18 protein-coding genes and 1 riboswitch are annotated in these 24,856 nt (G+C 40.7%); of the genes, 11 read left to right on the forward strand and 7 right to left on the reverse strand.

What is annotated here, in order from left to right:
- The first annotated feature begins 28 nt into the window (after positions 1-28).
- Positions 29-257, forward strand: a riboswitch (cobalamin riboswitch).
- Between the two features lie 70 nt (positions 258-327).
- From KO530_RS06405 to KO530_RS06415, 3 genes are all read left to right on the forward strand, one after another.
- Positions 328-2,193: a TonB-dependent receptor plug domain-containing protein gene (locus tag KO530_RS06405; protein ID WP_216047583.1), complete on the forward strand. Its 1,866-nt coding sequence runs from the start codon at positions 328-330 to the stop codon at positions 2,191-2,193.
- Positions 2,194-2,340: 147 nt separating this feature from the next.
- On the forward strand, positions 2,341-2,994 hold the full coding sequence (locus KO530_RS06410; protein WP_216047584.1) for a thiol:disulfide interchange protein DsbA/DsbL: 654 nt from the start codon (positions 2,341-2,343) through the stop codon (positions 2,992-2,994).
- 30 nt (positions 2,995-3,024) lie between these two features.
- Positions 3,025-3,645, forward strand: coding sequence for a thiol:disulfide interchange protein DsbA/DsbL (locus tag KO530_RS06415; protein WP_216047585.1), 621 nt, complete (start codon positions 3,025-3,027; stop codon positions 3,643-3,645).
- Between the two features lie 267 nt (positions 3,646-3,912).
- Here KO530_RS06415 and KO530_RS06420 read toward each other — a convergent pair whose 3' ends face one another.
- Both KO530_RS06420 and KO530_RS06425 read right to left on the reverse strand, forming a co-directional pair.
- Positions 3,913-5,478: a SulP family inorganic anion transporter gene (locus tag KO530_RS06420; RefSeq protein WP_216047586.1), complete on the reverse strand. Its 1,566-nt coding sequence runs from the start codon at positions 5,476-5,478 to the stop codon at positions 3,913-3,915.
- Positions 5,479-5,624: 146 nt separating this feature from the next.
- The gene (locus tag KO530_RS06425; protein ID WP_252728945.1) at positions 5,625-6,188 is read right to left on the reverse strand and encodes an FKBP-type peptidyl-prolyl cis-trans isomerase; all 564 of its coding nucleotides are present in this window, start codon (positions 6,186-6,188) and stop codon (positions 5,625-5,627) included.
- A 310-nt stretch (positions 6,189-6,498) separates the two neighbouring features.
- On the opposite strand from KO530_RS06425, the gene ppc reads away from it, so the two are divergent.
- Positions 6,499-9,123 (forward strand): phosphoenolpyruvate carboxylase, encoded by a 2,625-nt coding sequence (gene ppc, locus KO530_RS06430; RefSeq protein WP_216047588.1) that lies wholly within the window; start codon positions 6,499-6,501, stop codon positions 9,121-9,123.
- Between the two features lie 85 nt (positions 9,124-9,208).
- Here ppc and mdh read toward each other — a convergent pair whose 3' ends face one another.
- Complete coding sequence (gene mdh / locus KO530_RS06435; protein ID WP_216047589.1) at positions 9,209-10,144, reverse strand: malate dehydrogenase; 936 nt, start codon at positions 10,142-10,144, stop codon at positions 9,209-9,211.
- 305 nt (positions 10,145-10,449) lie between these two features.
- Between mdh and argR the strand changes: the two genes are divergently transcribed.
- Together argR and KO530_RS06445 are read left to right on the forward strand one after the other, a co-directional pair.
- Entirely contained in the window at positions 10,450-10,914 is a 465-nt protein-coding gene (argR, locus tag KO530_RS06440) for a transcriptional regulator ArgR (RefSeq protein WP_216047590.1), read from the forward strand.
- Between the two features lie 91 nt (positions 10,915-11,005).
- Positions 11,006-12,397, forward strand: a complete 1,392-nt coding sequence (locus KO530_RS06445) for an ATP-binding cassette domain-containing protein (RefSeq protein ID WP_216047591.1) — start codon at positions 11,006-11,008, stop codon at positions 12,395-12,397.
- A 28-nt stretch (positions 12,398-12,425) separates the two neighbouring features.
- Here KO530_RS06445 and KO530_RS06450 read toward each other — a convergent pair whose 3' ends face one another.
- Positions 12,426-13,577, reverse strand: coding sequence for an endonuclease/exonuclease/phosphatase family protein (locus KO530_RS06450; protein WP_216047592.1), 1,152 nt, complete (start codon positions 13,575-13,577; stop codon positions 12,426-12,428).
- A 148-nt stretch (positions 13,578-13,725) separates the two neighbouring features.
- Positions 13,726-16,746 (reverse strand): TonB-dependent receptor, encoded by a 3,021-nt coding sequence (locus KO530_RS06455; protein ID WP_216047593.1) that lies wholly within the window; start codon positions 16,744-16,746, stop codon positions 13,726-13,728.
- Between the two features lie 412 nt (positions 16,747-17,158).
- Here KO530_RS06455 and udk point away from each other — a divergent pair, with 412 nt between their 5' ends.
- The 3 genes from udk (at position 17,159) to KO530_RS06470 (ending at position 19,948) form a co-directional block, all read left to right on the forward strand.
- The gene (gene udk / locus KO530_RS06460) at positions 17,159-17,788 is read left to right on the forward strand and encodes a uridine kinase (protein WP_216047594.1); all 630 of its coding nucleotides are present in this window, start codon (positions 17,159-17,161) and stop codon (positions 17,786-17,788) included.
- Positions 17,789-17,825: 37 nt separating this feature from the next.
- The gene (locus tag KO530_RS06465; RefSeq protein WP_216047595.1) at positions 17,826-19,034 is read left to right on the forward strand and encodes a NupC/NupG family nucleoside CNT transporter; all 1,209 of its coding nucleotides are present in this window, start codon (positions 17,826-17,828) and stop codon (positions 19,032-19,034) included.
- A gap of 74 nt (positions 19,035-19,108) precedes the next feature.
- A complete protein-coding gene (locus tag KO530_RS06470; protein WP_216047596.1) occupies positions 19,109-19,948 on the forward strand; it encodes a 2OG-Fe(II) oxygenase family protein in 840 nt (279 codons plus the stop codon).
- Positions 19,949-20,031: 83 nt separating this feature from the next.
- On the opposite strand, the gene KO530_RS06475 is transcribed toward KO530_RS06470, so the two are convergent.
- Positions 20,032-20,982: a M28 family peptidase gene (locus KO530_RS06475; protein WP_252728947.1), complete on the reverse strand. Its 951-nt coding sequence runs from the start codon at positions 20,980-20,982 to the stop codon at positions 20,032-20,034.
- Positions 20,963-22,129 carry a tetratricopeptide repeat protein gene (locus tag KO530_RS06480; RefSeq protein ID WP_216047598.1) on the reverse strand — a complete coding sequence of 389 codons (1,167 nt, stop codon included), beginning with the start codon at positions 22,127-22,129 and terminating at the stop codon, positions 20,963-20,965. Before KO530_RS06480 ends, KO530_RS06475 begins: the two co-directional genes overlap by 20 nt.
- A gap of 284 nt (positions 22,130-22,413) precedes the next feature.
- Here KO530_RS06480 and KO530_RS06485 point away from each other — a divergent pair, with 284 nt between their 5' ends.
- Positions 22,414-23,394 (forward strand): YeiH family protein, encoded by a 981-nt coding sequence (locus KO530_RS06485; RefSeq protein ID WP_216047599.1) that lies wholly within the window; start codon positions 22,414-22,416, stop codon positions 23,392-23,394.
- A 189-nt stretch (positions 23,395-23,583) separates the two neighbouring features.
- Positions 23,584-24,810, forward strand: coding sequence for a threonine/serine ThrE exporter family protein (locus KO530_RS06490; protein ID WP_216047600.1), 1,227 nt, complete (start codon positions 23,584-23,586; stop codon positions 24,808-24,810).
- Positions 24,811-24,856: the final 46 nt, after the last annotated feature.

Genomic DNA, 24,856 nt, shown 5'->3' on the forward strand with positions numbered 1-24,856 from the left:
AAATCCTATTTTTTTAAGAACAGATAGATATAATGCACACCTCTTAGGTGCCACCACTGGTGGTTAAACGGGAAGACAGTGCAATCAGATACCAATCTGATTAATGCTGACGCTGCCCCCGCAACGGTAAGCAAGTGATACTCAAGGGTATTTTTGATTAATAAGTTACCACTGTTTGAAAAAATGGGAAGGTTATTAATCGAGTCTTTATTAGGACACTTGTGAGCCCGGATACCGGCCTGAGAAGCATAGGTTTGTAGTCAAAACTCCAAACTGTAATTCATATGACATAGTACTCGGGCGGAGTACTTAACAAGGCTAAACAACATGCAAAATAAAACGACTCTTTTAGCGTTAAGCGTTAGCTTGGCACTGGCATCTCCCTCTCTCTATGCGCAAACACAAAAACAGCAAAATCAACAAGACATTGAAAAGATGACCGTTGTGTCTAGCCGTATTCAATTGCCAACCAATCGACTAGCCACCAGTGTTTCAGTATTAGATGAGAGCGATATTGAAATGCAAACAGCTCTCAATGTAACTGAAATTTTACGTCAAACGCCAAGTGTCGGCGTGTCTAATTCTGGCGGTTTGGGTAAAAGTACTGTGGTTAGAATTCGTGGTGAAGAAGGGTTCAGAACCAAACTATATATTGATGGCGTGGAACTCAGTGACACTTCATCTCCTCAAGTTGCGCCGATTTTTGATGATGTTCTGATTGATCAGTTGTCGCGAATAGAAATATTGCGAGGCACCCAAGGTCTTTCCTACGGCGCAGATGCCGGCGGCGTTATAAGTATGTACAGCAAGCAACTAACCAAAGGTTTTGAAGCCAGTGGTACACTTGCAGCAGGGTCTTTTGATACACTAGTATTAAACGCTAATGTTGCTGGCGGCAACAACAGCGGTTCATTTTCGTTGTCAGCATCGAAAGTTAAAAGTGACGGTTTTAACGCGCAAGTTAGCGATGAAAGCGGTGAAAAAGATGGCTACGATAACCAAACTGTTCACTTTAAAGGCCAACTGGAATTAACTGATAAAATTGCAGCTTCTTTGGTATTTCGTAATGTTGATGCAGAAAATCAATACGACGGCTGTTACGACAACACCACCTTTGCACAAATTAATCAGTGCACAACGGAAGCGGATCAGCAAACTTTCCGTGGCGCTTTGAGTTATCAAGACAGTCATAGTCAACACCAAATCGCTTACAACAAAACGGATGTTGAAAGAGATTTTATCAATAATGGTGAGTATGGATTTACCAATTCAGGCACTATCGATAAGTTTGAATACATTGGAAGTGTAAACTGGAAACAGCACGATCTTGTATTTGGTCTTGAAAAAGAAACCCAAGAAATCGAAAGCAGTGATTTAGACAGAAGTCAGAAAAGTCTATTTGTTGAGTGGTTAGGTCAGTTTTCAAATCAATTGGCGTTTAATCTAGGCTACAGATACGACGACAATGACACCTTCGGTAAACACAATAGCGTCCGCTTAGGTGCAGTCAAAGTAGTTTCATTTGATTTTGCGGATGTAAAATTTAAAACGACATACGGAACCGGCTTCCGGGCGCCAAGTTTGTATGAGCAAAGTTATAACGATGGCCCTTATGCATACGGTGAAGCTGCAGGCTTGCAATTGGCCGAAGAAAATAGTGAAGGTTTGGATCTGGGTTTCGTCATCGATACTCATAATGGATTGAGCGCTGAAATGGTATTTTTCAAACAATCCATCGAAAACGAAATCGTATTTGATTTAGCTGCTTACCAAGGATATTTGCAGTCTTTCGGTGAAAGTGAATCTAAAGGGGTTGAAACAAGCGTTGAACAAGTATTCGCTAACGGATTAAAAGTCTGGGCTAATTATACCTACAATGATGCACAAGACAGTGACGGTGAAGTTCGTTTGAGAAGGCCTAAAAATAAATTCAACCTAGGTATTAGACAAGCTTGGTTAGATGACAAACTCAGTGCTGAATTGACCTATAGAAGTGTCAGAAATGCGGTAGATATTGGTGGCGTGGAAATAGATGACTATCAACTTACGAACCTAACTGCCCGTTGGCAAATAGTTGAATCAGTCAGCATCAAAGCGGGTGTAAACAACCTTTTTGATGAGAACTATCAAGAAGTAAATGGCTTCAATACCGCAGGCCAAAACTTTTTTGTCGCAACGACGATTAGCTTGTAGAAATAATGCAAGATACAAAAAACCGCTTCGAGAAGCGGTTTTTTTATGCATTTCATCCACAGATTGTATTCATCTGACTGATTAACTATACCTAATCTTTTACTAGCTATGATAACCTTTGATAAATTTTTGAAGGAATTGATTGATATGAAAAAACTATCAACTGTATTAGCGTTATTTTTACTATTATCTCTGCAAGCCTGCTCCAAAGAGAGCTCATCAGAACAAGCCGAAATTCCATCTAAATGGAAAGAAGGTAAACATTACCTAGTGATTAATGATGAGGTTTCTGAAAAGCCTGAAGTACTAGAGTTCTTTTCTTTCTGGTGTCCTCACTGTTATAACTTCGAACCTATTGTTGAACAGATAAAACTAAAGTTAGATAAAGATGTCACATTTAAAAAGGTGCATGTTAACTTTATGCGTTTTACCAGCACACAAATACAAGATGCCGCAACAAAAGCCTTGTTAATAGGCAGAACTATGGACAAAGAAGAAGAAATGAATAGTGCTATTTTTAGTTATATTCATTTACAGCGTCAACCTATTACAGGCACACCTGAGTTAAGAAATATTTTCCTAGCCAAAGGCGTTGATACTGCCGAGTTTGATAAAGTGGAATCTAGCTTCCAAATTAACAACCTACTCAAGCAGAATAATCAAATTATAGAGGCCTATCGTGAACATTTGAGCGGTGTACCAAATTTCATTGTTAACGGAAAGTATCAAGCCCAAATTGTAGAAGGTATGACAAGGGATGATATTGCGGATTTAGTTGTTTGGTTATCTAAACAACGTTAATAACCTTATTTTTTACAGGATTTTATTTATATGATTTTTAAATTAACGCGCAATCTTTTAATAGCATTTGTATGCGCAGTTCCAACTCTTGCAATGGCCCAATCTAAGTGGGAAGAAGGTGAGCACTACACGGTATTAAAAGAGATACCAAGTGAAACCAAGCAGGTGCGCGAAGTATTTTCATTTTGGTGTCCACACTGTTTCACATTCGAGAGCATTGCCAAAGATTTAAAAAGTAAACTGCCAAGTGACGTGACCTTTACCAAAGCCCACGTGAACTTTATGGGAGGTGCTGAAAAAGATACTCAGAATGCAGCGACCAAAGCTATGTTAGCAGCACGCCAATTAGGTAAAGCTGACGAATTTAACACCGCTTTATTTACAGCTATTCATAAAGATCGCAAAAATATTGCCTCCATGGAAGACATTTTAAAGGTGTATGCAGAAGCTGGCGGTGACAGTGATAAGTTGAAAAAACTGGCCAATAGTTATGGAATCCGCGGTGCCGTGCGCAAAAACGATAAATTGACTTTAGGTGTTCGTAGCGTACCCACCTTTATCGTAAATGATAAATATCAGGCAATTTTCGGTTCAAAAATGACGCCGAATGAATTTGTTGAGTTAATTACCTGGTTAACTACCCAAAAATAAATCAACCTTTGATAGAACCTCAAGTCCATTTGAAAAGCCGGATATCATCCGGCTTTTTTGTACCCGTCTAAATAAACAACCTGAATGATGTGTCAGTCCAGTTTCACTAGCTAGTAATTTAGTTAGATGAAATTCTTGCTCACAACTAAGATTCCTAAATCTTTCGCTGGACTAAAGCCCAGCCTACAAACCAGGGGTATACATCCAAAACTGGACTAAAGCCCAGCCTACAAAATCTGTAGCTCGGGCTTCAGTCCGAGGATATATTTATCCCAATTTATCGGAGGCAATGCGATAACGAGGATCTTCATTTACATTCATTTCCACGTAGCCTTGAGCCTTGGTTAACAGGTTAGTACACTCAGGGCTAATATGCCGAATATGTAGCTTCTTGCCTTGAATTTTGTACTTATCAGCCAAACCATCAATTGCATCTAAGCCTGATGAATCCCAAATACGTGAATCTTTAAAATCAATGACCACGTCCTGTGGGTCATTTTGCGGATCGAATAAATCTCTGAAGTGTAAAACTGAACCAAAAAACAAGGGGCCGTCAAGTTCGTAAACTTTCCAACCGTCTTCATCTGTATGGGTTTTCGCACTAATATGGGTGGCGTGTTTCCATGCGAAAACCAGCGCAGATACAATGACCCCTACTACCACTGCTATCGCTAAATCGGCTGCAACGGTAATCCCCGTGACCAAGAACAACACAAATGCATCTTCTTTGTTTACACCACGCACAATGCGAAACGAAGCCCATTCAAAGGTACCTATGACTACAATAAACATCACCCCCACCAATGCGGCCAATGGAATCATTTCAATCAGCGGTGCAGCGAATAAAATGAATCCTAACAATACCAGTGCAGCGGTAATACCAGAAAGACGACCACGTCCACCGGAGTTGATGTTAATCATGCTCTGACCAATCATGGCACAACCACCCATGCCACCAAAGAAACCATTGACGGTATTAGCAACACCTTGACCTACACATTCTTTGTTACCACGACCGCGAGTGTCAGTCATTTCATCGATTAAAGACAAGGTTAACAATGATTCAATCAAACCAACTAAACAGAGAATGACTGAAGTAGGTAAAATGATATACAAGGTTTCCATGTTCAACGGCACCATAGGTACACTGAAGCTAGGTAATTCACCGGCTAAAGTTGCTGTGGCCTTTTGATCTTCAGGTAACATGCCGCGCACAAAATCAATCACGGTGCGAGCTTCTAAATCTAAGCCATGCACTAACAGCGTTACGGTTACAATAGCCACAAGGGAAGCGGGTACAGCGGTAGTTAGCTTAGGTAAAAAATAGATAATTGCCATAGTCAATGCAACCAGACCAAGCATCCAATAAAGCATGCTGCCTTGCATCCATTCTTGAACACCAAACTCATTTACTATTTTGAACTGCCCTAATTGGGCAAGGAAAATGACGATAGCCAAACCATTTACGAAGCCTAACATTACCGGATAGGGAACAAGCCTGATGAACTTTCCTAGTCGGAATATGCCCGCTAAAATCTGTAATATTCCAGCTAAAATAACCGCGGCAAATAAGTATTGGATACCATGCTGAGCGACCAAGGCAACCATGACCACCGCCATCGCGCCCGTTGCGCCAGAAATCATTCCCGGTCTGCCACCAATTGCAGATGTTATTAGGCCCATCATAAATGCAGCGTATAACCCCACCATAGGTTCAACGCCAGCAACAAAGGCAAATGCAACCGCTTCAGGAACCAATGCCAATGCAACGGTTATTCCTGATAGCACGTCATTTTTGACGTTACTGTCACGGTTGGTTATCAGGTCAATCATTTACTACCCCAAATTTTTATTTTATTAATTAAATTATTCAATCGTTCATTTTAGCAGCTAAGCAGGTTTAGATCTTTTAACGGTTTGTTAAAAGACACAAAAAAAGGCCGGATAAATCCGACCTTTAAATACGATATTTGCAAATACTAAGCAACGATATCTAATAGTTCCACATCGAATACTAGAGTACTGAAAGGACCAATTGCGCCGCCAGCGCCTTGTTCACCGTATGCTAAATCATGTGGAACGTGCAAACGCCATTTAGATCCAACAGGCATCATTTGTAATGCTTCTGTCCATCCTTTGATCACGCCATTTACTGGAAACTCTGCAGGTTCGCCACGCTCATAAGAGCTATCAAATACATTACCGTTAATTAAAGTACCGTGGTAATGTGTACGTACTTTAGAAGTAGCAGTAGGTTTTTCGCCTTCACCAGCAGTCAATACTTCATACTGCAAGCCAGAAGGTGTCACTGTAATTTCAGAACGTTTAGCATTTTCTGCTAAGTAAGCTGCGCCTTCTTCGATTGCACCTTTATGCTGATCTGCTTTTGCAGCTTGCATACGTTGGTGAATTTCGTTAAATGCAGCTCCCAAAGTTTGATTATCAACTTGTGGGGTTTGCTTAGCAAAAGCGTCTGCTAGACCAGCTTTTACTGCTTCAATATCAAGACCTTCAAATGGGTTAGATACTAATTGTTCGCCCATTTGGTAACCAATACCATAGCTTGCTTGAAGCTCAACACTGTTATATTTTTCTGACACGTTATATCCTGTTTTGATTGGGAAAGATAAAAAGTGAATGGTATCATAGTTAACGTGTTGCCTTGTACCCCAAAAGCTAATTGGTTAGATACAAAATTAGTAAAATAATAAAAGTCATAGAATAAGCTGCAAAATAATAATAAAAGCTCATCTAAATGACCTTAAGATTAAGTATGATTTAACTTTGTACCCGAACTAAAACATATTTTATTAACTCAAAAATTCTAATTTGTATATTCAGTTTGGAGGATGTGTGAAAGAGCAACTAGCAGTTCAATTGAAGGAATCTGTACGATTTCTAGGAGCGACTCTCGGAGACACAATTCGTGCTCAGCTTGGTGAAGAGTGGCTTGAACGAATAGAATCAGTGCGTATCGGCGGACGGAAATCCCATTTAGGCGATAAAGACTCAACTCAGCAATTAAAAGATCTATTTGCTGAACTCAATAATGAAGATCTTCTGACCGTTGGCAGAGCGTTTTCACAATTCCTTAATTTAGCCAATATAGCCGAACAGGAATTCAATAGTATTTCGATAACAGATGATCCTGTTGAAAAGTTATTCGAACATTTAGATGAAGCAAAAATCGATCAAAGTGACTTTGCTGATGCATTTGAGCAACTTAAGATCGATTTGGTACTTACCGCACACCCAACAGAAGTTACCCGTCGTACATTAATTCACAAACACGGTGAGCTGGCTCGCTGTTTACGTGAAATGCACCAAAGCATGCTTTCAGACGAAGAACGTAGCGAAATAGAAACGCGCATTGCCGACTTGATTAGTCAAGCTTGGCATACCGAAGAAATACGCTCTGTTCGCCCGACTCCAGTAGATGAAGCGCGTTGGGGATTCTCAGTTATTGAGAACTCATTATGGGATGCGGTTCCTGCGTTTATCCGCTCATTGGATAAAAAGGTTAACAGCAAGTTTGGTATTTCATTACCAATAGACGCTTCACCAGTGCAATTTAGTTCTTGGATGGGTGGTGATCGTGACGGCAACCCAAATGTAACCTCTAAAATTACCCAAGAGGTGTTGTTGCTTGCCAGAAAACGTGCAGCGAAACTGTTTGCCAAAGATATTGATGCTCTGCAAGTAGAACTCTCTATGGGTGACTGCGATCAAGCGCTTAAAGATATAGTCGGTGAAGACCAACTAGAACCCTACCGTGCATTGTTACGCCCCCTTTATCATAGACTTGCAAAGACGCAAGAAGGTATCGACAATTATTTAGCTGGTCATCAAGTTGATGATACTAATTGGGTGACTTGTCAAGATGACATACTGGCACCTTTGTTAACCTGCTATCAGTCATTGCATGCTTGTGGAATGCAAGTTATCGCCGACGGCAAACTATTAGACACCATTAGACGTGTACATTGTTTTGGTGTGCACTTACTTAAATTAGATATTCGACAAGATTCAGAACGCCATGCTCAAGTATTTGGCGAGTTAACACGCTACTTTGGCATGGGTGATTACATGCATTGGAGCGAAGAAGACAAACAAGCGTTCTTGTTAAAAGAATTGGGATCTAAGCGTCCACTTATTCCGGAAAACTGGGAACCTTCGGCAGAAGTCCAAGAGGTTTTAGATACCTGCCGCATTATTGCTAAAAACAGCCAACAAGGTTTTGGGATTTATATTATTTCAATGGCAAGTCTGCCCTCAGATGTGCTTGCTGTGCAGTTACTGCTTAAAGACACAGGTGTTAAATGGCCAATGCCAGTAGCACCACTGTTCGAAACCTTGGATGATTTGAATAACGCTGCAATTGTGATGAAACAATTGCTCAGTATCGATTGGTATCGAGGTTATATTCAAGGTAAACAGTACGTAATGATTGGTTATTCTGACTCAGCAAAAGACGCCGGTGCGTTGGCCGCTGGGTGGGCCCAATACGAGTCTCAAGAAGCATTGGTTAAATTAGCCGATGAATTTGAAACCAAGTTGACCTTGTTTCATGGTCGCGGAGGTACAATCGGACGTGGAGGTCTACCTGCACATGCTGCTATCCATTCACAACCTCCAGGTTCTCTCACCGGTGGTTTTAGGGTTACTGAGCAAGGTGAAACCATACGTTATAAATTTGGTATGCCGGAACTTGCGAAAGGAAGCCTAGGCTTATACGCCAGTGCGATTCTAGAAGCGATATTGTTTCCACCACCTAAGCCAAAACAAGAGTGGCGAGAAGCGATTACCTCTATGGCCAACGAAGGTCGTGATAACTATCGTAAAATAGTACGTCATGATGAAAACTTTGTGCCCTACTTTAGAGTGGCAACTCCCGAACAAGAGCTCGGCAAATTACCCTTAGGTAGTCGTCCAGCAAAACGCAAACCAACAGGTGGTATAGAGAGTCTCAGAGCAATCCCATGGATTTTCGCATGGGCGCAAACGCGGTTGGTTTTACCGTCTTGGTTAGGTTCAATGAAAGCAGTGACCGATTACTACCAATCAGGTCAGCAGCAGATCATTGATGATATGTTGGAAAATTGGCCATTCTTCCATTCCCGCTTATCGATGCTTGATATGGTGTTTAATAAAGCAGACACCAGAATAAGCAAAGAATATGATGATCGTCTTGTACCGGCTGAATTGCAGTATTTTGGTGAAGCATTGAGAACCGAGCTAGATGAAAGCATTGAATCTTTGCTCAAATTATTAGGCCAAGAGACTGTAATGGAAACGGATCCGCGAGGAAAAGAATCCATGAGTATTAGAGCGGGTTACTTGCAACCTTTGCACTTCTTGCAAATTGAATTGTTATCTAGAATAAGAAAATTAGATGACAGTCAACACGATGCGTTATTGGAAAGAGCAATGATGGTAACCATCGCAGGTATTGCTGTGGGCATGCGTAATACAGGTTAATTCTGGCTGAACTAGCCTGCATAAAAAAGCCCCTTGTAGTTAACTACAAGGGGCTTTTTGTTAGGTTCGGTAATAGGTTAAATGCTTAACCTTTTACGAATTTAACACCTAACTCAATATCGCCACGCAAACCGTCAAGCATTGAATCTTTTGCGTTTTGTTCAAATTCACTCAACTCACCGTAGGGTAGAATTTCTTCTACACCGTTAGGACCTAGTCTTACAGGGTGAGAGAAGAATACTGCGTCGTCTGAGTTGGTTTCAACATAAGTATATTCAACCACGTTGTCGCCTTTCATAGCAGCTACTAGAGACAAACAGAATCTTGCCGCAGCTTGACCCATTGACAAAGTAGCAGATCCGCCACCGGCTTTTGCTTCAACAACTTCAGTACCAGCGTTTTGAATGCGAGTAGTTAAACTTGCTATTTCATCATCGCTAAATGTCACACCTTCAACTTGTGAAAGTAGAGGTAAAATAGTTGTACCAGAGTGACCACCAATAACAGGAACGTGCACACTAGTAGAGCTCAAACCTTTCAATTCAGCTACAAAAGTTTCAGAACGGATAACATCAAGAGTAGTTACACCGAACAATTTGTTTTTGTTGTAAACACCCTTAGCTTTTAACGTTTCTGCAGCAATCGCAACAGTAGTGTTAACTGGGTTGGTAATAATACATGTACATGCATCAGGACAGTTATCCGCAATACCTTCAACTAGGTTCTTAACGATACCCGCATTGATATTGAACAAATCAGAACGATCCATACCTGGTTTACGAGGTACCCCTGCTGGGATCAAAACAATATCACAACCTTGTAACGCAGTTGCTAAATCATCTTTACCAAAACCTTCAACTTTTACGTCTGTAGGGATGTGGCTCAAATCAACTGCCACTCCTGGCACAACAGGTGCAACATCATATAAAGCTAACTCGGAACCAGCTGGTAACTGGGTTTTCAATAAAAGAGAAAGGGCCTGACCGATACCGCCTGCAGCACCTAATACCGCTACTTTCATAGTTGTCTCCTGTGGGACTATTAAATTGACGGCAAACCATAGAGTAAGCCGCATGAAAAAACAATTTATTGTGGTGAATGTTCACTATCTGTTTTGCAATATAACTCTTTTAGCCTAACATTCAGTTAGTTTTTAAGGCTTAACAGAATATATGGGTTAGATGCTACGAATTCAATACTTAGTAGTAACTCAAAACAGACACTTTAACTATATGATATTAATGCAAAGTATTTTGCTGCTTGTAAACAAGGCTACCTACCCTGTTTAGATTGTGTCAAACTATAGCAGTTAATAGCGAGGGTGGCATGTCTAATACAAAACAAGAAGAATTGGTCAAAGCATTTAAAGATATTTTAAAAACGGAAAGCTTTGGCTCTCAAGGTGAAATTGTTGATGCACTAACGGAACAAGGCTTTGGCAGTATTAGCCAATCCAAGGTGTCCCGAATGCTGAGTAAATTTGGTGCAGTGCGAACACGCAACGCTCGTGGCGATATGGTGTATTGTTTGCCTCCAGAGATGGGCATGCCCACAGCAAAGAGTCCACTGCGTCAATTAGTATTAGATATTGTCCACAACAATGTCATGGTCATCATTCGCACCAGTCCAGGGGCCGCGCAACTAATTGCCCGCTTACTCGATTCTCTTAGCCAAAAAGACGGCGTACTAGGCACTATTGCGGGCGATGATACGATATTTATTGCTCCTGCCGATATCAGCAATATTGAAGAAACACGTAAAAAAGTCGAAGCGCTATTTGAAAACGTGTAAATTTTAAAAATACACACAAATTATTTCTTGGCAATCTATACCAAATAGAGATTGTTTGGTTGCCGTATTTTAAATTTTGAGTTCTGTAGTAATGATAACAATCAAACACTTTCATCATCCTAAATTGACCGTAAACTCATGGCTTATTCGAGAAAATGCTGCGGTGGCTGTTTTAGGTAAAAATGGGGCCGGAAAACAATATGTTGATAAGCTTTTGTTGGGGCAATTAAAAGATGCCGAATACGCTAGCTTAACTATCCCCGAAAACCAGTTGGTAACATTGGTTTCTTTTGAAACCTTACAAGCAGTTTATGAAAATGAATTAAAGATTGACGAAACTGATCTCACCGATGAAATTGATTTTGGCACCCCTGCCAAAGACTTCTTACCTCAAGACAAACTAGATCACCCATTTATTGCTAGCTTCCATTTAGAACATCGTCTTGATACAGGTTTTCGACAGCTCAGCACCGGAGAATCTCGAAAACTACTGATTCTAAAAGCCATTTTATCCGGTGCTAATTATATAATATTGGATAACCCTTTTGATGATTTAGACGCCTCATCAAGAGCCCAATTAAGTGACGTGTTAAGTCAGCTAAAACACCAAGATATTACTCTGATTTTATTATTGAGTAATCGACAAGACATCCCCAAATGGGTTACAACATTCGCACTCGTTGAAGATAATCATTTGCATGATTTAAGTGGATTATCGGTAAGCGATGCGCAAGCTACTATCGACACTATATTTGCGTTTGACGCACTGGATAAGTCGTTACTTGAGCGAATGATAACGGATAAACATAGCCACAATAAAAAACCGTTAGTACGCATCAAAAACGCGAATGTTATTTATGCCGAAAATCACGCACTCAAATCCGCCGATTTGAGTATTGATACTTTTCAACACACTATTATTACCGGACCAAATGGCTCAGGTAAATCAACGTTGTTGCAATTGGTTACCGGTGACTGTCCACAATGTTTCAGTAATGATGTCACTGTGATGGGGCATAGACGGGGAACCGGTGAAACCATTTGGGACATTAAAAAGCACTTGGGGATAGTCTCCCCCGATATTCACCGCTCCTATCGAGTAGGTTGCAATGCCTTGACAGTAGTTCTTTCAGGATTCATGGATTCTATCGGTTTGTACAAAGACGTGAGTGCTAGTCAAAAACAACAAGCATTAGCATGGTTAGATTTAATTGGCCTTAGGCCACTGGCCAATAACAGCTTTAAACAACTTAGCTTTGGTGAACAGCGATTGTTGCTGATCGCCCGAGCTTTAGTGAAATTCCCGTCACTTTTAGTGTTAGACGAACCCACACAAGGCTTAGATGAAATTAATCGTCGTTTAGTATTGGACGTGATCACCACTATTGCTAAAAAGCAATTGGCCACTATTTTGATGGTAAGCCATCGCGAAGATGAACGCTTGCCAATATTTGCCCAGCACAAAGAATTACAAGCCGGATAGTCGCAAACGTTAACCAATCATGTTTGCGTTACTTCAACTGTACTTCCCGCCACACTAGGCGATGGTCAGATGAAGCTTTTCGCGCTTCAACTAACTCGCTACCTGGCTCATTTTTACTGGGCCAAAACACTCCTGAGTCAATAATTTTAAGACCCGCTTTGGAAGGCAACACATAATCGACGGTTAAGCCCCATTTTGCCGTATGGTACTTGGCATTAGGATTTACAGGGTTGGACTTCGCGCCTCCCTCGCTTTTCGGTAATTCATATTGAGCAACTAATGGATGAGCAAGTAAATCTGCCATCATAGTGCGCTGACCATCACCTTCGCTTTCAGAAGCATTTAAATCACCTAATATAACAAAACGCTCGCCACTAAAGCCGCCTCTGTTGCCCTTATCATCATAGATATAGTCAGCTTTTGAACCGGCGTCTAAATAATCATTCCAAAATTGAATTTCATCATGATTTCGCAAACCATTACGATTTTCCGGCCCATCAAATACCGGAGGAGTTGGATGACTCGCAAGTACATGTAACGTCTTACCTTCTATGTTAATCGGAATATCCCAATGGGATTTAGACGATAAGCGTAAAACTTCCATCGCCTCGGCTGAATACCAAGCACTACCATCGGTGTTCTTAATTTTCCCTAAAGTGTTGTGAGGCATGTCTTTCCACAAGAACTTTTGGAAAGTTCGAGCGCCATGCAAATCAATGGGATAGCGGCTCAATAGCAACATCCCATACTGTCCAGGATAACGACCAAAACCAAAGGCATCACTACCTGAATTTTCTATTTTACCGTCGTTATTTAAGTCAACGCCGCTAGCAACCCCTGTGTTGACCGGAGCATAGTAAAAATATGGGTAATCAATAGCCCGCTGCCCTTGCTGTGAAACCTGCAAATAATTGTTGATAAAAGCGTCAGGACCCAGCGACGGATCGCTGCTGTAATCAAACTCATTTAGCAGAATAATATCAGGTCGAATTCGTTGAATAATCTGTGCAATATTTTTTATCTGTTGGTTATCGCCTGTGGCTAAATGCTTAAACAACAAAGTCGGATCATGCTGGTCTTGCTGCGCTTCTGTCCCTCGATAATTATCCGCTTCCATACTCACATTAAAGGTCGCCACTCGAATTGTTGGTTGAGAATTAGCACAGCTAACTAATTGCATTGCGATTAGCACTCCTAAGATTATCGAAAAGAACTTCATTTTTTATCAACCCGCATATTAAATACCTCGAATCTATTAGTATATCTTACCTTCAAACACAAAAAAGCCGGTCATAAAGACCGGCTTTTACATTGGTTTAACTTACAAATTAGAATTTGTAGCTAATACCTAAACGCATTTCCCATAAAGAAGCATCACCTTGACGACTTTCAGGTGAAGTGTCACCTAAGCGCGCAGTGTTATAGTTAACTTCTTCTAAGATACCCCAATCATCATTTAGCATGTTAGTAAAGTTGTCGATAGTTAAACTTACTGATGCTGAATGATCTTCAGAGAACGCTGGAATTTCTTGTCTAACGGCAATATCTACCTTAGTCCACCAGCCACTTTCTTCGCTGTTACGCTCAACACCGATTGGCAACACACTGTCGCTATCTAGGTAAGGAGTATATCCAAATATGCTATTACCATCTGTACGGGCAAAGCTATAAGGACGACCAGACTGAGTCAATGCATACATATTGAAGCGAGTATCCAATCCTGGGATTATCTCAACAACATAACTAAAGTCTGCAGTAAGACGGTGTTCAATGTTCCAATCTGATAACGAAGAAACGTCTTCATTAGGATTAGTGAACGCTCTGTATTGGTAGTTAGAGAATGCAACCGAGCTAGTCATTGGTTGTACATCTTCAGCATGGTTATAAGAGTAACCCGCTACCAAACGTATACCGTTGTCCCACGACTTTTGAAGTGTGGTAGTTAATGAGTAAGAGGTTGATACTTCACCAGAGTTAGTTAGTTCAAGTGAACCATAACCATTGCGGTCGTAATCAATATACCCTTCATCAGTGAAACCAACTTCTTCAATACCTACGTATTTGATCATTGCTTGATCTTGGGTAAACGACACTAACAAGTCTGCATTTAAAATGTAATCAGATTCAGTTACGTGAGTCACACCAGCAGATAATTTCCACTCACTAGGCATGTCAAAATCAGGGTCTAGGTTGTTAGACTCAAAGTTAGAAGCAACGCCGCTATCCATCAAGGCATCTAGTTCAGACGGAACACCGTAACCAGGACCTACTGGAGCACCATCTTCTACATTTGTCCAAACAACATCGTCGTCGAACAAGCTGCGTGAACCATCGTCATAACCGAAGTCACCGCCGTCAACTTCACCACCAGCTACGTTAGTACCAGAGTAGTTATTTGACATCCATACGTTAGGGTTACCACCAGAGAACAAGCCAATACCACCACGGATTTCAGTGCTGTCATTTAACGTATAGTTAAGACCGATACGAGGTTGAAGCAAGCTAACACCGTCTAGGTTGGCAGAATTACTGTAACCATTTTGCGCAAGAAAATCTGCATTCTCTTCAGGATAATCAGATGAAGTGATCCAGTCGTAGCGTAAACCAGCAACGACTTTCAAATCGTCAGTTAAATAAAACTCGTCTTGGATATAAGTACTGTGAGCCGTATAACCCCAGCTAGCAGCGCGGTCGTCTAAGTTACCAGAGAAAGCACCACCATATTCAACATCACTTGCGAAACCGTTTTCGAAGTCTTCGATGCTATCAAATGAAAGTGACGTTTCAGCATGTTGAATGAAAACGTTAAATACGTCTAGCTTGTCGCTTTCGTAACCGAAGGTTAGTGTATGACCATTATCGAAGTAATAGTTACCGCGGAACATTAGACTTAATGCATCCCAGTCCAAATCATTGGCTTGGCGACTATCATCTGAACCTAGGTAAACAGTTACGTCATCTAAGTAAAGTTTAACTTCACCGAAATCGTTTCCATAAAGGGTTCCATCACCGGTAAGTGAATTTTGACGATTGTCTAAATCTGTGTAAGAAACACGTACTTCAGTGGTGAAGTTATCTGTCCAATCTGAATAAAGCACACCTGAGTAAGATGTCATTTCAGCGCCACGCTCATACAAGTGACTTGAAAGTTCAAATTCATCAGAATCACCATCAGACTCAGAGTAGTTGTTACCATCATTGTAATTGTATGTGAATGAAGCACGGTGCTGCTCGTTAATATTCCAGTCTAGTTTAATAAGAATTTTTTCATCTTCATTTGCAAGACTTGAAGGAGTAGTACCTGGGTCAAATTGATATAACTCGTTAGAAATACGGATAATTTCATCTAACTGAGTTTGTGTCAGCGCAACTTCGTTGATAGCGCCTGAATCAATAACACCACGGTCGAATAAGTTAGCGCCTTCTAATTTCTCATAAGCAGCAAAGATAAATAATTTATCTTTGATTAGAGGAGCACCGATACTGAAACCGTAACGTTTTTCAGAGTAATCACCGATATTAACGTCTTCACCTTCTAAAGAGTCACCTCTAAAGTCATCACTTCCGTAGTCGTAGAAAGCGGTACCGTGAACTTCGTTAGTACCTGTTTTACTTACTGCACTAATGTTACACGCTGAGAAACCACCATAGATTACGTCAAAAGGTGCGATTTCAACTGCAACACCTTCAATGGCGTCGTAAGAGAAAGGCATTCTTTCAGTTGGATAACCATTAGAATTAAGACCAAACAAGTCATTCATGCGAACACCATCAACAGTCAAGCTGTTGAAGCGAGGGCTTTTACCGACACATTGAATTCCACCGCTACCGCCTTCATCTACATATATACGAGGGTCGATACGAACAATGTCAGTAATATCACGGTTTATGGCTGGTGCATTTTCTAAAGTAGAAAGGTCAAAGTTAGCGCCTGGGCCAATTTTACCAAAAGATAAACTGCTAACTTGAGAAGCCGTTACTGCAATACGCTCAACGCTTTCAGTAGAAGCTAACTCACGGTAAATTGATGCTGTTTCACCCAAGTTCAAGTAAACATCATTGATGGTTTGATCAGAGTATGTATCTGAATCAACTTCAATAGTGTAAGGACCACCAACTCGAAGGCCGTCAAGGTTGAAAGTACCGGCTGCGTTAACAGTTGTTGTTTTCACGGCACCTGTAGGTACGTGAGTAACTTTAATGACTGTTCCTTCAGCTGGATTGCCATTTGGCCCGACAATTTGCCCATTCATACCTGAAGAGGTAACTTGAGCCATTGCTGCTGTTGACATGCCAACAGACATAGCCACTGCAATCGCAATACGATTCAGTTTGGTTTTTTTAAACATTGTGTTTTCCTAAGTAGTGTGTGTTCTTTTCTGCCTATCCAGTTTTCATTCACAGTCTTGTAGCGCTGCTTCATGAAACTATGATGCTTAATTTCAAATCGGGCGTATTGTATCAGTTCAATTATTACACTTTTATGACTCTGGTGTCAGCAATAAAATATAATTGCAAAATTAACCCCAAAGCCACATGGTTATAACCTTCCATTTACTTTCTTGACCAACTGGTCAATCCGATTTAAAGTAAAAAACAATAAAATCTAGACTAAACAGTCACATACAAATCAGACCATTTAGTCTAGGGTTAATTTATACTTAATTTTTGAACAAATTAGTATAATTTTTTTTGATTCAGACTGACTTTTTTTGCGATGACTGGTATCTTTTGCCAAGTTTTTATTGATTCAGGGTCGAAATGGCTTCTCCACTTATTATCGCAATTGCTGGTGCTTCTGGTTCTGGTAAATCTTTGTTTACAGAAAATCTTCTCAATGAGTTTGCCCAACAAGGTCGACCTGTTCAAATTTTGCGCGAAGATCATTATTATCGCGCGCAAGATCATTTGCCTATGCATGAACGTGAGAAAAACAACTACGATCATCCCAAAGCATTTGAGCATGAATTGTTGGTTAAGCACTTGATGGACTTGAAAGAAGGTAAATCCATCGAGTACCCGACTTACTGTTACAAAACCCACACTCGACTGCAACAGAGAGAGGTTTTGGATTCTGCACCCGTAATCATTGTTGAAGGTATAATGTTGCTGGCAAGTCCTGCATTGGAACCGCTATATGATGTCAAAATCTTTGTTGATACGCCGTTGGACATCTGCCTTTTACGAAGAATAAAACGAGACATTGCAGAACGGGGAAGGACCTTAGAGTCGGTAGCTCACCAATACGAAAGTACTGTGAAACCTATGTATCATCAGTTTATTGCGCCAAGTAGATTTACCGCAGATGTGATTGTCACCCAAGGTGGTGAAAACTATATCGCTCTGGATGTTATTAAATCGCACATCCAGCAAGCATTACTTAATGAATAAAAATCAACTAAAAAAATAATAATAAAAAGGAAATACCATGATCGGTTTACTTGGAATTGTGGTGTTGATAGCCATAGCATATGGCTTATCGGCCCACCGCAAAAGCATTAACTGGCGAACAGTTGGCGGTGCTTTTTTTATACAAGCAATTGTAGGAGCTTTGATTCTTTATGTTCCTGCAGGCAAAGATGCACTGCTTAAAATGTCTGCCGGGGTGCAGTGGATTTTGGATATGGGTCAAGCAGGTATTGATTTTATATTTGGTCCTTTGGGTAATAAGTCACTAGGATTTATTTTTGCCTTTAACGTATTACCTGCAATTGTGTTCTTTTCTTCGTTGATCGCGGTTCTGTATTACATCGGTGTAATGCAGTGGGTAATTCGCCTAATTGGTGGCTTCTTACAGTTTTTCCTAAAAACTAGTCGGCCAGAGTCCATGTCTGCAGCGGCCAATATTTTTGTTGGTCAGACAGAAGCGCCCCTTGTTGTGAAACCATTTATCCCACAAATGACCCGTTCAGAACTATTTGCAATTATGGTTGGCGGTTTGGCGTCGATTGCCGGTGCAGTGATGGTAGGTTACGCCCAATTGGGTGTGGATATTAAGTTTTTGTTAGCAGCCAGTTTTATGGCCGCACCAGGCGGTTTGCTTATGGCTAAAATTATCATGCCTGAGACAGAAACCTATAAGAACGAATTAGACGAATTGCAAAAAGAAGATGACGGTTATGCAAATGTTTTTGATGCCGCTGCAACGGGTGCCGCATCAGGTCTGCAGTTGGCCTTAAACGTTGGGGCGATGTTGTTGGCCTTCATTGCCTTGATTGCCATCTTAAATGGTTTAATTGGTGGCATCGGCGGCTGGTTTGGACAAGGTGAGCTAAGCTTACAAGTGATATTAGGATATTTATTCCAACCCTTAGCATGGGTATTAGGTGTGCCATGGGACGAAGCCAATTTGGCAGGCAGTTTTATTGGCCAAAAAATGGTCGTAAATGAATTTATTGCTTATTTAGACTTCATTAAATATCAAGAAGAATTATCCCTTAAATCTCAAGCTATTATCACCTTTGCATTATGTGGATTCGCCAATTTTTCTTCCATTGCTATATTAATGGGTGGAATAGGCGCTCTTGCTCCTACACGACGTAAAGAAATCGCTCGTTTAGGTTTAAAAGCAGTCATTGCAGCAACCTTATCTAACCTGATGAGTGCCACGCTAGCAGGTCTTTTTGTCACCTTATAGGTAAGTTTTTTACCGGTGTCATTTACAAAATTTGCAGCAATTTATGGGTATTGCTGCAATTGACAGGAAATATTATGAAATTAGAAGCAGTAGATTATACAAAGCCAGGGGCTGACAAGTTATTTGTTGAGTCCTTGCACAAAACAGGGTTTGGCGTATTAAAGAACCATCCCATATCGCAATCATCCGTAAGCTCCATTTACCAAAACTGGCAGGCTTGGTTTGATTCCGAAGATAAACAAAACTTTTTGTTTGATAAAGAAACCCAAGATGGCTTTTTCCCTATCAGTGTTTCTGAAACAGCTAAAGGTTTTAAGAAAAAAGATATTAAAGAGTATTTTCATTATTACCCTTGGGGTAAATGCCCTGCTCAGCTGAAACAAGAAGCTGCAGCATACTATCAAGGGGCTATGGATTTAGCAGCTGAATTACTTACTTGGGTTGAAAAATACTCTCCTGCTGATGTAGCAAAACTATACAGTCAACCACTTAGCAATATGATAAAAGACAGTGAGCAAACCTTACTTAGAATTTTACATTATCCGCCACTTACAGGTGACGAAGAAGCCGATGCTATCCGCGCAGCTGCCCATGAAGACATTAATCTATTGACCATTTTGCCTGCTGCGAATGAGCCGGGTTTACAAGTGAAAGGCACTGGCGATGAATGGATTGATGTGCCCAGTGATTTTGGCAACCTGATCATCAACATTGGCGATATGTTGCAAGAAGCCTCTGGTGGTTATTTTCCTTCTACTACCCACAGAGTAGTTAACCCTGCGGGCGCAGATATGACTAAATCTCGTATCTCTTTGCCACTATTTTTACACCCTCGTCCCGATGTGGTTTTATCAGAACGTCACACCGCGGATAGCTATTTGAAAGAACGTTTACGTGAGCTTGGCGTAGCCTAAAATAAATTTCATAGTCTGTCGCGAAGCAGCTAAATATCGGCACTTTTTCTTTTCAGGTTAAGTGCCTTTTTTTGCGCCGTTTTCTATTCTGGTAATTTATCCATTAATCTCAAGATGTTAAAACTCGTCTCTACAGCAGCTTGAAAAAATTCAGGATCAACGGTTTCTACCGTGTCTTTTTCAGTATGATAAAAAGCGTGCTCGCTCACACCTACGAACAAATAGGGAATGTCTACTTTACCAAACGAAGCATGGTCGCTGGCTTTGCGCCAATCTGAACCCATTGCCATTGAATAGCCTCGTTGGTTTCTTCTGTGTTGATTAACTAAGCACAACCCTGCCTCATCAATTGCTTGGGCTACAACCTTCTTAAATGGTGAATGATATCGTGCACCAGAAACGTACAATCGATTTTTGCCTTGATTCTGCGAGAGCATATCTAAATTAAGGTTGTACTTAATTTGGCGCAGTTCAACGGGCGGATTTTGTACGAATGCTTTAGAGCCATATAGGCCTTTTTCTTCGGCATCGGTGGCCAGAAAAATGATCGAATATTCAGATCCTTGCTGAGCAATTTTGTCTGCTATCGCCAACATTGCCGAAACGCCAGAAGCGTTGTCATCAGCACCATTAAAAACTTTTGTGCCGCGCGTTCCAATGTGATCATAATGCGCACTTATGACAATGAATTGTTGCGGATGAGTTCTGCCCATAAGGTAGCCGCCGATATTCACACCATCAATGTGTGAGAAAGTTGTTTCATAGCGAAAAGGCAGTCGATATTTTTGATCCTCTGAAAAAGATTTCAATCCTATTTCAGAGAATCGATTGACTAAAAACTGTTGAGCGAGTTTAGAACCAGAGGACTGATTTTTACGTCCTTGCATTTCATCTGATGCTAAGTAGCTAAAGTCCTTCCATAAACGCTCGCCATCGATATTTTGGGTTAACTCAAATTGGTTGCAATCTGCGTAACTAATCAATGGCCACAGCAAGCTCAAGCTTGCAATTAACTTAGTGTTTTTTACTATCATCACGGCTGAGTAAATCCAATTTCCCTTGGTAACGTTCTTGGTCTTGATGACTACGTGCGCGGTCTTTAGCTTTTTTAAAATACAATTGACTGCGACGTACATCTCCTAGTTCATAATAGGCTTTTGCCAATCCGAAATAAATTTCGTGTTTACTTTTATCTAACCTCAAGGCATCTCTATAATGTTTTAAAGCCAACTCAAATTCACCATTTTCAAATGATTGTTCACCTTGAATAAAATGATGAAAAGGATTATCACTTCTCACTCTTTCGATGCGATTCACAATTGCAGACGCTTTTTCCGAGCGGCCGGTAACTTCATATAAAAAGGCTAAATTTTCCCAACCAGTTAGGTTGTCTTCATCTAATTGAAGAGCATACAGGTAAACGCTCTCGGCAGATTCATAATCGCCCACTAGACGATAGAGAATACCAAGGTTTATCCATGTAGATATAAAGTTGGGAGATAAAATAGCGGCTTTTTTGAAATACGCATATGCTTTTGTATAAGATTTGGAAAGCAACGCATCTGCGCCTTTATTGTTGTAAAACATCGAAGTCACGGCTTGTTTAGTGACCATCTGTTTCGGAAAGCTCTTTTGTGGGTTTTGCGGGTCAAAATCCACTTGTAGACCGGTATTAATTAGATGAATTACGCCAGGCTCACGAGGCATGATCATTAAGTTAATGTGGCCATTTAGTAAGCTATACCCAGCTCTTCTGGTCCAATATTCTGGAATTTGAACATCTTGAAAACGTACCGAGAACCCAGCTTCTTTTGCTAATGCATAAGTCATAATAGACATCGAAAGACAATTAGCAGCGCGGCGCTGGAAGGTTTCTTTGGCCACGGTATTGGCACTTCCCATATACAACAAATTAAACTCTGAGCGGTCAAATATCAGGCGCACCAAGGTTTCCATTCTATCAACAGGATCTTTAACAATTGCAACCTGCTTTTGAATGAAATCTTTGGCCTCTTGGTCTAGTGCAAAAATCTCCTCTTCACTTTCAATTTTTATTTCTTGATAATCTGGAAACGCATTATCATTCAATAAATGGCGAGACTCGATAACCATCTGATTGGTGGTAGTTTGACAACCAGTCATAACAATTAATGTGGTACATAATATTAAAAAAAGTTTCATAAATAACTCCAAAAACTTACTTTAACCATAGTACAAAAATCGATTTTAGCCACATTTTTCATCCCCAATAAATGGCCATTCACCCCACCCTAACATGCCCAAAAAACAACTTTTCATAGATATTCTTAACATCCAAAATGTGAACCTATCGATACGCTATTACTACAATTCGATGGCTTTAAACGTCCAAAAAATGCTATCTTATGGTGCTAATCGTTAGTCGCAACTCTCACTAATTAGAAGTAGTTTATTTTGATCGCAAATAACCAACTAACCCCCTTCTTATGTACAAACTAAAAGCCTTGATACCAGGTGTGATGCTGGCCACAATAGTTGGTTTAGCCGCACTATTTTTAAGCGAACATTATGGTGCCCCCTCAATGTTATTTGCGTTGCTGTTAGGGATTGCATTGTCATTCCTATATGAGGAATCTCAATGCAAAGCAGGCATTGAGTTTACTGCCACCCATATATTGCGATTTGGCGTCGCTATGCTTGGGTTTCGCATCGCTTTTGGCGATCTAGTGGCATTAGGCTGGAAAACTGCGTTATTGTTAATTGTCGCGATTGTAACGACCATTTTAATCGGCACGGTTTTAGCCCGATTATTGGGTATGCAAAAACGTTTTGGAGTGTTAACAGGCGGTGCCGTAGGTATTTGTGGTGCGTCAGCAGCCATGGCCATCGCCGCTGTACTACCAGACAGCAAACACAAAGATCGTGATACTTTATTGACCATAATTGGTGTCACTGCGCTGTCTACACTTTCGATGATTCTCTACCCTATTATTGCCTCGCAATTTAATTTAGATCAGATACAAACCGGTATTTTTTTAGGCGCTACCATTCATGATGTGGCCCAGGTAGTTGGAGCGGGATATTCGGTGTCTGAACAAAGCGGTGACCTGGCCACGCTAACAAAACTAGTACGAGTCGCATTTTTGATGCCTGTGGTAATTGCTATTCTGCTGGTTTTAAAATTAAGACTTAAACGTGTTGGTGCCAATAAAGCACCTGGAATTCCCGGTTTTCTGATTATTTTTGTTGTACTGATGATCATCAATAGCGTGTTTTCAATCCCCTCTGCTGTCACAGAATCGGCGTCTCATATTTCACGCTTTGCATTAGTCGTTTCTATCGCTGCAATTGGAATGAAATCCAATTTAAAACAATTAGTTGAAGTAGGAACTAAACCTATCTTATTACTCATAATGGAAACCATTTGGATTGCCAGCTTGATCTTAATTTGCCTACCTATCCTGTAAGCTAAGTTGACTAGTTATGCATTAGTTTTTTTTATCCGAAGAGTACAATAAATGTCCATTGCGTTGGAACTTTGTAGGCTCTACAATTTGCGAATTAGTTAAGCATAGCCTAACAAAAGTTAGTTATAATATTGATTCAATTGAGTATTTTTAGAATACTCGTAACCTAAAGGTTTAAGTGGCAAAGCAGTGGACAAGTCGGAATTTATCCAGATACGCAGATTTATACTCAAATTAGGCAAAATGTTGCATAAATATGGCTCGCCTTCGTTTCGACTTGAAGCGTATTTGAGTGAAGTTGCTGCGCACTTAGGTGTAAACGCTTCGTTTATATCTACCCCGACTTCATTGTCAATAGTGTTGTGGAGCGACCGACACGAAGAAGAATATAACCACGCCGCGCGAATTGATCCCGGTGAATTGGATATGAATTCGTTATCACTGACAGATGAACTAGCTTATCAATTATTAAAAGGTGAAATTAACCTGCAAGATGCGGACAAACGTTTGGATCAAATTGATACTATGCAAAGCCCCTACAACAAAACGCTTACAGGGGTAGCTTTTGGTACTTCAACCAGTGCCTTTGCTATGCTAATGGGGGCTGGTTGGCCGGAAATTTTATGGTCTGGTGTATTGGGTGTGATTGTCTATTTCTGGACACTTTGGGCACTACGCTCAAAACGCGTCAACCTAATGTTAGAGTCAGTGGCGTCTTTTACGGTTGGTTTTTCCGCCTGTGCAATTAATTATTATTTTGAGTCAGGGTTCAATATATGGCTGATAATTTTGTCATCGCTGATTATTTTAGTTCCAGGACTGTCCTTAACTATTGGACTTGCAGAATTATCCTCGCGTAACTTAGTTTCTGGGACCGCAAGAGTGATGGATGCCATTATGCAATTATTCAAATTGTATTTCGGCGCATTTATAGGTATCACCCTTGGTTACCAGCTCTTTGGTCAACAAGAATTGCAAGTTGCCGATACCTTACCCTTTTGGGTTAACTGGTTAGGGGTGCTGCTGCTAAGCATAGGTCTGGTAGCGATATTTCGCACCCGCTTGAAGCATGTACCTTGGGCTATTGTATCGACGTTTATCGCATACGGCGCTTCCACATGGAGCTCTGCCTATTTAGAGAATGGATTAGGTGCATTCGTCGGCGCATTTGCTTTAGGGGTCTTTTCAAACTTATTTTCCAGAGTCATGAATGCGCCTTCGACTATTGTTGCTATGCATGGTTTGATTGTGTTGGTACCTGGTTCAAAAACGTATATAGGTTTGAACTCCTTTATTTCCGGACAGGACTTTATTAAGGCAGATCATATCGGTCAGGAAACATTTTTAATTTTAATGTCGTTAGTGGCAGGATTAATTTTTGCCAACGTCGTCATGCCCACCAAAAAAGCCCTGTAGGCGGCTGCTTTAGCCTCGCAATGTGCTTGAGATATTCCATGGCCTA

The sequence above is a fragment of the Aliiglaciecola lipolytica genome (genome assembly GCF_018860635.1).
Taxonomy (GTDB): Bacteria; Pseudomonadota; Gammaproteobacteria; order Enterobacterales; family Alteromonadaceae; genus Aliiglaciecola; species Aliiglaciecola lipolytica_A.